Origin of the sequence: Chromobacterium piscinae, from assembly GCF_021129175.1 — a bacterium.
Classification (GTDB): Bacteria; Pseudomonadota; Gammaproteobacteria; order Burkholderiales; family Chromobacteriaceae; genus Chromobacterium; species Chromobacterium piscinae.
Window position 1 is genome coordinate 41905 of the sequence record NZ_JAJOHV010000003.1, and the last position, 13100, is coordinate 55004.

General features: G+C 61.8%; 15 protein-coding genes. 4 read left to right on the top strand and 11 right to left on the bottom strand.

Features of this window, described 5'->3' with window-relative positions:
* Positions 1 to 68: 68 nt before the first annotated feature.
* On the bottom strand, positions 69 to 422 hold the full coding sequence (locus LQR33_RS00675) for a hypothetical protein (protein ID WP_046157163.1): 354 nt from the start codon (positions 420 to 422) through the stop codon (positions 69 to 71).
* Positions 419 to 895, bottom strand: a complete 477-nt coding sequence (smpB, locus tag LQR33_RS00680; RefSeq protein WP_321206493.1) for an SsrA-binding protein SmpB — start codon at positions 893 to 895, stop codon at positions 419 to 421. The genes LQR33_RS00675 and smpB overlap by 4 nt, the downstream gene beginning before the upstream one ends.
* Before the next feature lie 177 nt (positions 896 to 1072).
* On the opposite strand from smpB, the gene LQR33_RS00685 reads away from it, so the two are divergent.
* Positions 1073 to 1510 carry a type II toxin-antitoxin system RatA family toxin gene (locus LQR33_RS00685; protein WP_166437930.1) on the top strand — a complete coding sequence of 146 codons (438 nt, stop codon included), beginning with the start codon at positions 1073 to 1075 and terminating at the stop codon, positions 1508 to 1510.
* On the top strand, positions 1503 to 1805 hold the full coding sequence (locus tag LQR33_RS00690; RefSeq protein ID WP_166437931.1) for an RnfH family protein: 303 nt from the start codon (positions 1503 to 1505) through the stop codon (positions 1803 to 1805). Before LQR33_RS00685 ends, LQR33_RS00690 begins: the two co-directional genes overlap by 8 nt.
* Positions 1806 to 1870: 65 nt before the next feature.
* Here the strand turns inward: LQR33_RS00690 and LQR33_RS00695 are convergent, their stop codons facing one another.
* From LQR33_RS00695 to LQR33_RS00710, 4 genes are all read right to left on the bottom strand, one after another.
* Positions 1871 to 3646 carry a GGDEF domain-containing protein gene (locus tag LQR33_RS00695; protein WP_166437932.1) on the bottom strand — a complete coding sequence of 592 codons (1776 nt, stop codon included), beginning with the start codon at positions 3644 to 3646 and terminating at the stop codon, positions 1871 to 1873.
* A gap of 63 nt (positions 3647 to 3709) precedes the next feature.
* Positions 3710 to 4012 carry a cell division protein FtsB gene (ftsB, locus tag LQR33_RS00700; protein WP_021477760.1) on the bottom strand — a complete coding sequence of 101 codons (303 nt, stop codon included), beginning with the start codon at positions 4010 to 4012 and terminating at the stop codon, positions 3710 to 3712.
* 4 nt (positions 4013 to 4016) lie between these two features.
* Positions 4017 to 5300, bottom strand: a complete 1284-nt coding sequence (eno, locus tag LQR33_RS00705) for a phosphopyruvate hydratase (RefSeq protein ID WP_166437933.1) — start codon at positions 5298 to 5300, stop codon at positions 4017 to 4019.
* Between the two features lie 156 nt (positions 5301 to 5456).
* Positions 5457 to 7097: a CTP synthase gene (locus LQR33_RS00710; protein ID WP_021477762.1), complete on the bottom strand. Its 1641-nt coding sequence runs from the start codon at positions 7095 to 7097 to the stop codon at positions 5457 to 5459.
* 282 nt (positions 7098 to 7379) lie between these two features.
* Here LQR33_RS00710 and rpmB point away from each other — a divergent pair, with 282 nt between their 5' ends.
* Positions 7380 to 7613, top strand: coding sequence for a 50S ribosomal protein L28 (gene rpmB, locus LQR33_RS00715; protein WP_011137003.1), 234 nt, complete (start codon positions 7380 to 7382; stop codon positions 7611 to 7613).
* Between the two features lie 34 nt (positions 7614 to 7647).
* Positions 7648 to 7803, top strand: a complete 156-nt coding sequence (gene rpmG, locus LQR33_RS00720; RefSeq protein ID WP_017506994.1) for a 50S ribosomal protein L33 — start codon at positions 7648 to 7650, stop codon at positions 7801 to 7803.
* Positions 7804 to 7939: 136 nt separating this feature from the next.
* On the opposite strand, the gene LQR33_RS00725 is transcribed toward rpmG, so the two are convergent.
* Genes LQR33_RS00725 through LQR33_RS00745 form a run of 5 tightly spaced genes read right to left on the bottom strand, consistent with a single transcriptional unit; the run spans position 7940 to position 13084 of the window.
* Positions 7940 to 8821, bottom strand: coding sequence for a uracil-DNA glycosylase (locus LQR33_RS00725; RefSeq protein WP_231467020.1), 882 nt, complete (start codon positions 8819 to 8821; stop codon positions 7940 to 7942).
* Positions 8818 to 9261, bottom strand: coding sequence for a ribosomal protein S18-alanine N-acetyltransferase (gene rimI / locus LQR33_RS00730; RefSeq protein ID WP_221667054.1), 444 nt, complete (start codon positions 9259 to 9261; stop codon positions 8818 to 8820). The genes LQR33_RS00725 and rimI overlap by 4 nt, the downstream gene beginning before the upstream one ends.
* Positions 9258 to 9929, bottom strand: a complete 672-nt coding sequence (gene tsaB, locus LQR33_RS00735) for a tRNA (adenosine(37)-N6)-threonylcarbamoyltransferase complex dimerization subunit type 1 TsaB (protein WP_231467023.1) — start codon at positions 9927 to 9929, stop codon at positions 9258 to 9260. The genes rimI and tsaB overlap by 4 nt, the downstream gene beginning before the upstream one ends.
* 31 nt (positions 9930 to 9960) lie before the next feature.
* Complete coding sequence (locus LQR33_RS00740; protein WP_166437938.1) at positions 9961 to 11184, bottom strand: EAL and HDOD domain-containing protein; 1224 nt, start codon at positions 11182 to 11184, stop codon at positions 9961 to 9963.
* A 16-nt stretch (positions 11185 to 11200) separates the two neighbouring features.
* Entirely contained in the window at positions 11201 to 13084 is a 1884-nt protein-coding gene (locus LQR33_RS00745; RefSeq protein ID WP_231467025.1) for a chemotaxis protein CheA, read from the bottom strand.
* Between the last annotated feature and the right edge of the window lie 16 nt (positions 13085 to 13100).

Genomic DNA, 13100 nt, shown 5'->3' on the forward strand with positions numbered 1-13100 from the left:
GAAAAGTAATGCAGGCCGTTAAGGCCATTATCGTCAATGCTAAAAATAATTCCGTGGTTTCCGGGTGCTCAATCTTCGCTGGGCGGCAGCCGACGCGGCGGTTCCGAGCGCTCTGGCACGCGGTCGCTGCGGGCGGCCAGCAGCAACACGCCCATCAGCACCATGCCCAGCGCCACGAAGTGGGTGGCGCGCAGGCCAAGCTGGTCTATCGCGTAGACGCTGGCGCCGGCATAGGCCAGCATCGGGCTGGTGACCAGCGTGGACTTGTTGAAGCCGTCAAGCGCGAATAGCAACACGCCCGCCGCGAACAGCAGCAGGGCGAGCAGGGTGGAGGTATTGGGCAGCAGGGCGGTGCTTTTCAGCAGCCATACGCTGCCGACGCAGATCAGGGCGATGGGAAGAGCCGCGCCGCGCTTCATCATGCCGCGCCCCGCTGGTTCTTCATCACGCGCTGCTTCTCGCGCTGCCATTCGCGGTCTTTTTCGGTGTCGCGCTTGTCGTGCAGCTTCTTGCCTTTGGCGAGGCCGACTTCGGCCTTCACATTGCCTTTGGTGTAGTGCAGATCCAGCGCCATCATGGTGTAGCCGGCGCGTTCCACCTTGCCGATGAAGCGGTTGATCTGCTCTTGCGACATCAGCAGTTTGCGCGGGCGGACAGGGTCCGGATTGACGTGGGTGGAGGCGGACTGCAACGGAGTGATGTGGCAGCCGATCAGCCAGAAGGCGCCGTTTTTCCAGTCGACGTAGCTTTCTTTCAACTGGACGCGGCCGGCGCGGATGGCCTTGACTTCCCACCCTTCCAGCACAAGCCCGGCCTCGAGTTTTTCCTCGATGAAGTAGTCGTGGAAAGCCTTGCGGTTCTGGATGATGCTCATGTGTGGCGGGTTCCTTTGAATCCGACATTGTATCAGAAGCCGGGCCGCAACCAAAATCGTGTCTTTTCAGTGGTTTGATGTGAAAGGACTTGGCCGCGGTCGCGCCGTGAAGCCTGGATGGGCGGCGGTAGGCGCTTTTTGCTAGAATTGCGGCTTGATTGTCAGTTTCGAGACCCCGGCCGCGCCGGGTTTTTGCCGATGCAGCTTGTCGAAAAGAGCGTCCTGGTGGCGCATACGCCGGCGCAGATGTACGCACTGGTGGACGATATCGAGCACTACAGCCGCTTCCTGCCCTGGTGCGGCAAGACGGAGGTGCTGTCGCGCGATGGCGGCCAGGTGGTGGCCAGCCTGCACATCGATTATCTGAAGGTGCGCCAGCATTTCACCACCCGCAACCACAACGTGGAGAACGAATCGATCCGGATGGAATTGGTGGAGGGGCCGTTCGAGTTGTTGGAGGGCGTGTGGCATTTCAAGCCGCTGGGCGATTTTGGCTGCAAGATAGAATTCAGCCTGCGTTACCAATTCTCCAGCCGCATTCTGGAAAAGCTGATCGGGCCGGTGTTCGGCCACATTTCCGGCTCGCTGGTGGATGCTTTCATCAAGGAAGCGGACAGGAAGCACGGTGATGACTGAGGGGTTGAGCGTGGAAGTGGCTTATGCCCGGCCGGATCGGCAGTGGCTAGTCGAGGTGAGCCTGCCGGCTGGAGCTGTCGCGCTGGACGCGGTGCGCGCATCAGGCATTCTGGCGTCGTGCCCGGAGCTGGACGAGGCGGCTTTGAAGCTGGGCGTGTTCGGCAAGGCCGCCAAGCCTGACGCCGTCTTGCGCGATCATGACCGGGTGGAAATCTACCGTCCGTTGCTGGCTGATCCCAAAGAAGTGCGCAGGCGGCGCGCGGAGGCGGGTAAGACGATGAAAAAGGGTGGTTGAGCCTGGCGGGTGGGAGAAAAAAAGGATGGCCTGGAGGCCATCCTTTTTTATTGGGGAAGCGCGGTTCAGCCTGGCATGTCTTCGGCCGAGCAGACGCGGTTCTTGCCGTTGATCTTGGCCTGGTACATCGCGTGGTCGGCGCGCTCCAGCACGTCGGCTTCTTGCTCGCCCAGGTGCCAGCGCGCGACGCCGGCGCTGAAGGTGATCAAGAGCTTGTCGTTGTTGGCCAGGAAGAAGGTTTTGGTCAATTCGCGCTGCAGCCGTTGCACGGCTTGCACCGCTTCGGTTTCCGGCGTGTCCGGCATCAGGATCACGAACTCCTCGCCGCCGAAGCGGGCGACGATGTCGGCCGGGCGCAGGGTGAGCTTGATGGTGTCCACCAGATATTTCAGCGCGTCGTCGCCAGCCAGGTGACCGTAGCGGTCATTCAACTGCTTGAAGTTGTCGACGTCGATAAGCGCGACTGACAGCGGCGCGGCGGTGCGCTCGGCGCGGCCGATCTCGCGCTGGAAGTACTCGGCCAGGCCGCGGCGGTTGTAAGCGCCGGTCAGCTGGTCTTCCTTCACTTTGGCGCTGGCGGCCTCCAGCGCGGTTTCCAGCTCGCTGATGCGGTGCTCGGCAGCCTCCACTTGTTCTTTGGCGGAAACCAGCTCGTCGCGGGAGCGAGTCAGGTCCAGTTGCATGATGGAGGTGTCTTCCATCAGCGAGCCTATGATGCCGCTCAATTCGTCGACGTCCGGCATTTGCTTCAGCTTTTCGCTGTGTGCTTGGATCTTGCCGTGGAATTCGTCGGTGCTGTCGGTCATCATCGCCAGCCGGCTGACGAAGCGGTCCAACAGCGCGCGCAGCGAGCTGGCGGCTTCGTCCAGCGAGGTCTTCAGCATGCCCTGCTTGCGGATCACCTCTTTCAGGCTGGTTTCCAGCTGGTAGATCTGCTGCATCGACAGCGGCTCGTGAGACAGGATTTCCTGCAAGGAGCCGACCTGGCCGAGAAGGTATTCGTCGGAGCGGTTCAGTTCGGCTACATTGTCCAGCATCAGCTTGAGCAGGTTGGCGAGGCCGCTGGCCAGGCGTCCTTCCTGCTGGGATTGCAGCTCCAGCTTGATCATGAACGCCCGGAGTTTGGGCATGAACACGTTCAGGCTGGCGTCGTCGGCGATGCCGTCCAGTTCTTGCAGCAGCGTCTCCAGGCCGTCCACCAGATCGGGGTAGTCGGCCAGGCGCGGCTCCAGGCCATGCTTGAGCGCGAAGGACAGCGTGCGCTGCCATGCCTGCCAGCTGCTTGCGGTCTCGGCGGGCTGTTCGTCGTCGGCGTCTAGCGCGGGCAGAGGGTCGGGAGGCGGCAGAGTGCGGCTGGACGGCGCGGCGTTCCAGTTTTGCAGCAGAGCGACCAGCTTCTGGTTGAGCTCTTCGGGCTGGTTGCCGTAATTGATCAGCACCCGCTCCAGCGTGCTTTGCTTGTGGTGCTGGGGGAGGTCGGGCTGGCGCAGATCCCAGCTCTTGACCAGAGTCTGGATCAGTTGGCCCCAGCTTTGCGTTAATTGTTGGGCCGAGAAAATGCCGCGCAGGAAGTCGATGATCAACTGGGGGGCTTGTTCCCAGCGGTTTTCATCCAGCACCTGGCGCAAGCGGGTCATGGTGACCTTGGCCTGGACATTGTCCTGGGGCAGCGTTTCCAGAGCTCGCAACAGCAGCACTGCCAGTTTGTTGTCGCGCCCGATGGGGGTTTGCGTCAACTCATGGTAGACCCGCTCGAAGTTTTCAGGTGTCGGAAGCAGCTTGCGCATGGACAGCTGCTTCAGGGTTTCTCTTGCCACTTCGATGGGATTCTGTGTCGTCATTGCCCAAACCTTGGTGCTTTTAAGGCGGCCTGCCATCATCGGTCGTCAGTGGGTGGGTGTGCGTTATCGACGGTTCGCCGGAGAGGAGGACTTGCTGGGATCCAGCAACTGGAAAAACACCTCGCCGTTGCGAATCATGCCAAGTTCGTTCCTAGCTCTTTCTTCGATCGCGTCACTGCCTTGTTTCAGATCGCGCACTTCTGCATCCAGGGCGGCGTTGCGGGCGACCAGCTTTTGGGTGGTCGCCCGCTGTTCCTGCAGCTGCTTGTCCAGCTGCCAGACCCTGAGCCAACTGCCCTTGCCGAACCAAAGCGGCCATTGCAGGGCGAGGATCACGGTTACCAGGGTCACGGTCAGCCAGCGCATGCAATTACTTCAAATGGTAGAAAGCGGCACGGCCGGGGTAGTGGGCGGCGTCGCCCAGTTCTTCCTCGATGCGCAGCAGTTGGTTGTACTTGGCCATGCGGTCCGAGCGCGACAGCGAGCCGGTCTTGATCTGCATGCAGTTGGTGGCGACGGCGAGGTCGGCAATGGTGCTGTCCTCGGTTTCGCCGGAGCGGTGGCTCATAACGCAGGTATAGCGGGAACGCTTGGCCAGATCAACTGCTTTCAGGGTTTCCGACAATGTGCCGATCTGGTTGACCTTCACCAGCAGCGAGTTGGCTACGCCCTTGGCGATGCCGTCTGCCAGGATTTTGGGATTGGTGACGAATACGTCGTCGCCGACGATCTGCACCGTCTGGCCCAGGCGTTCGGTCAGCAGCTTCCAGCCTGCCCAGTCCTGTTCGGCCATGCCGTCTTCGATCGAGATGATCGGGTACTTGTCGGCCAGGTTTTCCAGGTAGTCGGCGAACTCTTCCGAGCTCAGCGACAGTTTTTCGGCGGTCAGGTGGTACTTGCCGTCGCGGAAGAATTCCGAAGCGGCGCAGTCCAGCGCGATCATCACGTCCTGGCCGGCCACGTAGCCTGCCGCGTCGACGGCTTCCAGGATCAGCTTGATCGCGTCTTCGTGGCTTTCCAGGTTGGGCGCGAAGCCGCCTTCGTCGCCGACGGTGGTGGCGTAGCCGTGGCGGTCGCAGATCTTCTTCAGGTGATGGAAGATCTCGGCGCCCATGCGCAGCGCTTCGCGGAAGGTTTGCGCGCCGACCGGAATGATCATGAATTCCTGGATATCCAGGGTGTTGTTGGCGTGTTCGCCACCGTTGATGACGTTCATCATCGGCACCGGCAGCGCCATCGGACCGGCGCCGCCCAGGTAGCGGTACAGCGGCAGGCCGGCGTCTTCGGCGGCGGCGCGGGCCACGGCCATGGAGACGGCCAGCATGGCGTTGGCGCCGAGGCGGGACTTGGTCTCGGTGCCGTCGAGTTCGATCAGGGTTTTGTCGATGAAGGACTGGTCGGAAGCATCCAAGCCGATGATGGCTTCGCAAATCTCGGTGTTGATGTTGTCAACGGCCTTCAGCACGCCTTTGCCCAGATAGCGGCTCTTGTCGCCATCGCGCAGTTCCAGGGCTTCCCGGGTGCCGGTGGAGGCGCCGGACGGCACCGCCGCGCGGCCCATGACGCCGGATTCCAGCAGCACGTCCGCTTCCACGGTCGGATTGCCGCGGGAGTCCAGGATTTCGCGAGCTACCACGTCAACGATCGAACTCATTGTCTTTCCCTTCATAGCTTTCAGTTGAACTTGCAGAGGGCGGTCCGCCCGACGGATCGGGCGGACATTACCAGCTGTGTATTACAGCGAGCGCTCAGCTTGGGATTGTGCCGCGCACGCTCGTCCGGCGCATTGAGCGTGGTCAGCAATCGCCGATCAGCCGGCTTGCTTGTCGGCCTGGTGCGCCAGCGCGGCCTTCACGTAGGCGATGAACAGCGGGTGGCCGTCACGCGGAGTGGAGGTGAATTCCGGGTGGAACTGACAGGCGAAGAACCAGCGGTGATTGGACAGCTCGATGGTCTCGACCAGCTTCTCATGGCCGGCGGAGCGGCCGCTGATGGTCAGGCCAGCCTGTTCCAGGCGCTGGATGTAGTAGTTGTTGACCTCGTAGCGATGGCGATGGCGCTCGGTGATCTCGGCATTGCCGTACACGCGCGCGGCCAGCGAGCCGGGAACCAGGTCGCATTGCTGGCCGCCCAGGCGCATGGTGCCGCCCATATTGGAGTTCTCGTCGCGTTTTTCGATCTTGCCGTCGTGGTTCACCCACTCGTCGATCAGCGCCACCACCGGGAAGTTGGTGTCGAGGTCGAACTCGGTGGAGTTGGCGCCGGCCATGCCGGCCACGTCGCGTGCGTACTCGATCAGCGCGATCTGCATGCCCAGGCAAATGCCGAGGTAGGGGATGTCGTTCTCGCGGGCGAACTTCACCGCCTTGATCTTGCCTTCCACGCCGCGCTTGCCGAAGCCGCCCGGGACCAGGATGGCGTCCATGTCGCGCAGCGATTCGGCGCCGTCGCGCTCGATCTCTTCCGAGTCGACGTAGATGATGTCGACCTTGGTGCGAGTGTGGATGCCGGCGTGCTTCAGCGCTTCGGTCAGCGACTTGTATGACTCGGTCAGATCGACGTACTTGCCCACCATCGCGATCTTGATCGCGTGGTCAGGCTTCTCGATCGCGTCGATGATGCCTTCCCAGGCGGACAGGTCGGCCTTGGGCAGATCCAGTTGCAGCTGTTCGGCGATGATGTCGTCGATGCCTTGGCCGTGCAGCATGGCCGGCACTTTGTAGATGGAGTCGGAGTCGTAGCAGCCGATCACCGCGTTCTCTTCGACGTTGCAGAACAGCGCGATCTTGCGTTTTTCGTCTTCCGGCAACTCGCGGTCCATCCGGCACAGCAGGATGTCCGGCTGAATGCCGATCTCGCGCAGCTCCTTCACCGAGTGCTGGGTCGGTTTGGTCTTGATCTCGCCGGCGGTGGCGATGTACGGCACGTAGGACAGGTGCACGTACAGCGTGTTCTTGCGGCCGTGGTTGGAGCGCATCTGGCGGATGGCTTCCAGGAAGGGCAGCGATTCGATGTCGCCCACGGTGCCGCCGATCTCGACGATGGCGACGTCGGCGTCAGCCGCGCCTTCGCCCATCTTCAGCTTGATTTCGTCGGTGATGTGCGGGATCACTTGGACGGTGCCGCCCAGGTAGTCGCCGCGGCGTTCCTTGGTAATGACCGATTCGTACACCTGGCCGGTGGTGAAGTTGTTGCTCTTCTTCATCTTGGCGTGGATGAAGCGCTCGTAGTGGCCGAGGTCGAGGTCGGTTTCCGCGCCGTCTTCGGTGACGAACACTTCGCCGTGCTGGAAGGGGCTCATGGTGCCCGGGTCGACATTGATGTAGGGGTCGAGCTTCAGCATGGTGACTTTCAGCCCGCGGGATTCGAGGATCGCGGCGATGGACGCAGCGGCAATGCCCTTGCCCAGGGAGGACACCACGCCACCGGTTACGAAGATGTACTTGGTCATGAGATTACGGCTCTGTGGGAATCCGGGATTTTACCCTGAAATCGAACGAAGTTGAATCACTTGCTGCATCTTGTTGCCGCCCTTGGCCGGCGCAGAATGCAACACTCACTATAGACACCCGGCGATAAAGCTCGCGTGGCTGTGGCGAATCCGTTACAATGCCCGCCGACTGTTTCATTAATTGAGAGAGCGCCCGTCAACGCGTCGGGTGCTCGTTCCGCTTGAATTACTGGCTTTTTATATGTTATAAAGCCAGCTTTTACCGGTTTTGGGAGTTTAACCATGGCGCGTGTTTGCAAAGTCACCGGCAAGCGTCCGATGACCGGGAACAATGTTTCCCACGCCAATAACAAGACTAAACGTCGTTTCCTGCCGAACCTGCAATATCGCAAGTTCTGGGTGGAAAGCGAAAACCGCTGGGTGCGCCTGCGCGTATCCAACGCTGCACTGCGTACCATCGACAAGGTGGGCATTGATGTAGTGCTGGCTGATCTGCGCGCTCGCGGCGAGATCTAAGCGGTCAACCAGATAAAGCACTGAGGTATACATCATGCGCGATAAGATCAAGCTGGAATCCACTGCTGGTACCGGCCACTTCTACACCACCACCAAGAACAAGCGCACCATGCCGGAAAAGATGGAGATCAAAAAATTTGATCCCGTCGCCCGCAAGCATGTTCTGTACAAGGAAACCAAGCTGAAATAAGCTGGTTTTCTGGTTGGTAAAGAGCCCTTCTCTGGTGCACGGAGAAGGGTTTTTTGTTTGCCCGGCGGGTTTTGCCGGTAGTGCGCGAAAAAAGCCAGTCGCATGACTGGCTTTTTTCATTGGGCAGTGGGTTTTGTCAGGATTCGGCTTGGCGGAAGATTTTTCTCGCCAGCAGCAGGTCCTGCCAGGCCTTGGCCTTGTCCGGCTGGTTGCGCAGTAGGTAGGCAGGGTGGTAACTGACCACCAGCGGCACGCCCTGGTAGCGATGCACCTTGCCGCGCAGTCTGCCGATGGAGTCTTCGGTTTCCAGCAGCGTCTGTGCGGCGAAGCGGCCCAGTGCGATGATCAGTGTCGGCTGGATATGGCGAATCTGTTGCAGCAGATAGCCATTGCAAGCGGCGATTTCGTCCGGGGCGGGATTGCGGTTGCCCGGCGGGCGGCATTTGAGCACGTTGGCGATATAGACGTCTTGGTCCCGGTCCAGCCCGGCGGCGGATAGCATGTTGTCCAGTAGCTGGCCAGCGCGGCCGACGAAGGGCAGGCCCTGGCGGTCCTCGTTTTCGCCTGGCGCTTCTCCTATCAGCATCCAGCGCGCCTGGGGGGTGCCACGGCCAAATACCGTCTGGGTGCGGGTTTCGCATAGGCGGCAGTCCTGGCAGTCGGCGACTTTGCGTTGCAGCAGGGGCCAGTCCACAGGGACGAGTTCTGCGTGAGCTTCGGCGCGCAGCGGCTCGGTCGTGGGCGCGCGTTCGACGAGGCTCGAAATGATAGGGGTTGGTTCAGGAGCCTGCGCTGCGATCTGAGGCGCTTCCGGCGGCGCAGCCAATTCCGCGCGGTGAGCGGGAAGGGGGTCGGGTGGGGTTGCGGCCATGGCCATGGCGGGTGGCTCGGTTTGTGCGACGGCAGTTTGCAGCGACTGGCGCAGCAGTTGCGCCGGGTGCTGCCCGAACCATCCGGCACGGGGCTGCCAGGCCGGTCCCAGGCCCATTTCCTGTTGCTGCAGGCTGGCGCGGTTCATAGCGATGCCTCCATCAGAATCGCGTGCTCGCGGCCGCCGTTGACGGGATAGTAGTTTTTGCGCAGCCCGCACTGGCGGAAGCCGCAGCGCTGGTAGAGCTTGCGGGCCGGCGCATTGCTTTCCCGCACTTCCAGAAACAGCCTGTGGCAGCAATCGTCGCGTAGGTTTTGCAGCATGGACTGCATCAGTTGCAATCCGAAGCCTTGGCCCTGGTGTTCTTTGGCGATGACGATATTGAGAATTTCCGCCTCGTCCAGCACGCGCATGATCAGCGCGAAGCCCATCAGCGAGCCGTCGTCGCCGAATAGGCCGTAGCAGGGGTAGTCGGCAGCCAGACTGTCACGGTATAGGCCGACTCGCCACGGGTGCGGCGTCGCCTGTTGTTCCAGGTCGGCCAGCTGCTGCGGATCCGTGGGGCGGAAGAGGCGGACCGTGCTCATCGGTTGCGAGCCTGCTGTTGTTCGATCGAAGTCAACGCCACCTTGTTGCGCACGTAGAGCAGTTCGGCCTCGCGTGGATGGCGAGCGGGGTAGCGGCCGCTTTCCGCCAGCCGGATATAGGCGGCGGCATGAGGGCGAGAGTGGGGCGATAGCGGCAGACGTTGTCGGGCGTCGGCCAGTAGCTGGGGGTAGCTGTCGAAACCGTCGCCGGCAAGCATGGACACGCCTTCGGGCAGCGACACGTCTTCGGGCGAGACGACTGCGATCGGGCTGAGCCGTTCCCAGTCAGGTCCGACGCGGTAGAGTGCGCTGTATACCTGCTGCATGCGGGCGTCGAAGCAAACCTGCACCAGCCCATTACCGGCCTGCCAGGCCAGATTGTCCAGCGTGGGTATGGCGGTGACGGGCAGGTCGGCGGAGTAGGCCAGGCCCTGAGCGACGCCGCAGGCGATGCGCAGGCCGGTGAACGAGCCCGGGCCCTGTCCGAATACGATGCCGTCCAGCGACGACAACGCGAAGCCGGCTTCGGCGAGCAGGCGCGACACCTCCGGCAGCGTGCGCTCGGCGTGCTTTTGCGCGACGCATTCGTGGAAGACCAGCGTTTCCGTTTCCAGGCTCAGCGCCAGGGAAAGATAGGTGGTGGAGGTGTCTAGGGCTAACAGTTTCATTGGGCTTGATACAACCTTGCAAGGCTGGGAATTATAAGCCCAGTTCCTCGACCCAGGCGAGCGCGGAGATGTGGGCTTGGTTCAGCTGTTCGCTGGACAGGCCCAGTTGGTCGCATAATTGCGGCACGCCGTCCAGCTCCCCGTCCTCGCAGGCGCGGGCCAGCTTCAGGTAGAGGCTGATCGCGCCGCGCTCGTGAAGCAGGGCGTCCATGACTTGAGGCGGAAGCTGCAGGTGCTCGATGATCTTGTCCATCGGCATGTCGAATAGCACGTCTAGCAGGCTGAACAGCCCGACGATGAATAGGTTGTCGTTGACGTCGTGGCGCTCGCCCAGCTCGACGCCCAGCAGCTCCATGAAGCGGCCGCGTGTGATGGCGGTCTTTTGCAGGGCTGGCGGAGCGTTGTTGTCGTCGGAGGCGGTCACCAGCAGCAAGGTCAGCCAGCGGTAGAGCTTCTGGTAACCCAGAACGGTCACGGCATGAGAGAAGGAGCTGATCGTGGTGTTGAGGCCGGCGGCGGCGGAGTTGACGTAGCGCAGCAGCTTGTAGGATAGCGCGACGTCGCGTTTGAGCACCTGTTCGATGTCGCGGATGTCGGCGTCTATGCGCAGCAGGTTCAGTAGCTCCAGCGTGTTGCTGAAGGCTGGATGAATCACTTTGGCCGCCAGCGTTTCGGGACGGGCGAAGTAATAGCCTTGAAAGCCGTCCATGCCCAGCTCTTTGCACAGATGGAACTGGGCGTGGGTTTCCACCCGTTCGGCGATGCGGATCAGCGGATAGCTGCGCAGGCGCGCGGCCAGCATCTGGAAGCGGGTGGTGTCCTGGCTCTGAATATCCAGCTTGACGTAGTTGGCGAGCTCCAGAAAGGCCGCGGCCGGAGACTCGAAACTGAAATCGTCCAGCGCGATGCCGAAGCCCATCGAGCGCAGATGGCGCGCGCGGGAAAGCAGCTCATTGCTGGGGACGATGCGGGGCGACAGATCCAGAATGATGCGGCGAGGCGGCAGCAGCTCCAGAAAGTCGCTATTGAGCATGGCTTCGCCGACGTTGATGAAGGCCAGCTTGTTGCCGATCAGCCAGCTGGTGCCCATATTGTTGAGCGTGTTGACCAGCACGTCGGTGTCGGCCTGGAGCTCTGTGTGGCGACCGACGCCGACGGCATCCCCGTTGGGACGAAAAAGCAGCTCATAACCTATGAGCTGCTGGTTGCGGTTCAGTACCGGCTGCCTTCCTATGAAGGCGGTGTTGGTGGTCATCACTGCACCCTGTGTTTTAGGTGGCAATCATATCCGTCGTCCGCGCCTGGGTATTGTTGTTCTCGCTGGAGGCGAGAAGATCTTCCATGTCGAGCACCAGCACGACGGAGCCGTCGCCGGAAAGGGTGGCGCCGGCCACGCCTTTCGGGCGGATATTCTGCAACGGCTTGATCACCACGTCGTCACGGCCGACAAAAGAGTCGATTGCCAGAATGAAGGACTTTTCCGCGGACTGCATCAGCACGCCGAAGTAAGGTTTCTGGGTGGGCTCCCAGCTCAACAGGCTGGCCAGCGTTTTCAACGGCAGGATTTCGTCGCGCACTACGATGGTGGGCTTGCCTGACACTTCCTGGATCGCGTTGCCGTCGATGGTGATGATTTCGCGAACCATCGCCAGCGGTACGGCGAACGGCTGGTTGCAGGCGCGGACCACCAGCACGGGCAGGATGGCCAGCGTCAGCGGCAGCGAGATGCTGATGCGGGTGCCTTCGCCCGCCGCCGAGCTGATGTCGATCCGGCCATTCAGTTTCTGGATGTTGGTGCGGACCACATCCATGCCGACGCCGCGGCCGGATACGCTGGAAATCTGGTCCTTGGTGGAGAAGCCGGGTAGGAAGATCAGCTGTAGGCACTGCTTCTCGTCAAGAGTATTGGCGGTTTCCTGATCGATCAGACCCTTCTCGATGGCCTTGCGGCGCAACGCGTCCGGGTTCATGCCCTTGCCGTCGTCGGTGATCTCGATCAGGATGTGGTCGCCCACTTGTTCTGCGGTCAGTTGAACCAGAGCCTGCGGCTTTTTGCCGGAGGCGATGCGGTCTTCGGGAGATTCGATGCCATGGTCGACCGCGTTGCGGACCAAGTGGACCAGCGGATCATTCAGATCCTCGATCATGGTCTTGTCGAGCTCGGTTTCTTCGCCTGACAGCACCAGCTCCACTTCCTTGCCCAGTTGGCGGGCCAAATCGCGGGCCAAGCGCGGGTATTTCTGGAATAGGCGGCCGATCGGCTGCATGCGGGTCTTCATCACCGCGTTCTGCAGATCGCCGACCAGCAGGTCCAGCTGGCTGATCGCTTCGTCCAGCGAGCGCAAGGTGTTGGTGTCGCGATTGCCCTGCAGGATCTCGGTGCGCAGCGTGGTCAGGCGGTTCTTGGTCAGGCCGATCTCGCCGGACAGGTTGAGCACCATGTCCAGGCGCACTGTGTCGATGCGTATGGTGTTTTCCTGCGGGCCGCTGGCAGCCGGTCCACCGCCGCCGGTCTTGGCGGGGGCTGGCTTGGGCGCGGGTTTGGCAACCGCGGGAGGCTGGGGGGCGGGTGCCAGAGCTGCTGCGGCCGGGGTGGCAGCAGGCGCCGGTGCCGGTGTAGCGGGCGCTGCGGCAGAGGCTGGAGCTACGGCCTGATACAGTTGATTCCAGTCGGGACCGCTGCCAGAGGGGGCTGCTGCGGCTGGCGCAGCCGCTGGGGCCGCGACGACTGCTGGTTCAGGCGGAGCCTCGGCCGCGAGAGGCTGGCCTGCCAGAGCGGCGTCAAGCGCGGCGAGCACGCGGGCGTCGGCATCTCCGGGCATCAGGCCCTGGCTCAGTGTGCCGAACATATCGCGGACAATGCCGGTGGCGTCCAGAATCACGTCCATCACTTCCGACGTGATATGCAATTCGCCGTTGCGCAGCTTGTCGAACAAGTTTTCCGTGCGGTGGCACAGATTCACCATCGGGATGACGTTGAGGAAGCCTGCGCCACCCTTGATGGTATGGAAGCCGCGGAAGATGTCATTGAGCAGAGCCTTGTCTTCCGGGCGCTTTTCAAGTTCGACCAGCTTGTTGTCCACATCGGACAGGAGGTCGGTAGACTCCATCAGGAAGTCGCCTAGCAACTCTTCCATGCCGCCAAATTCGCTCATTTTTCCACCCCACGCG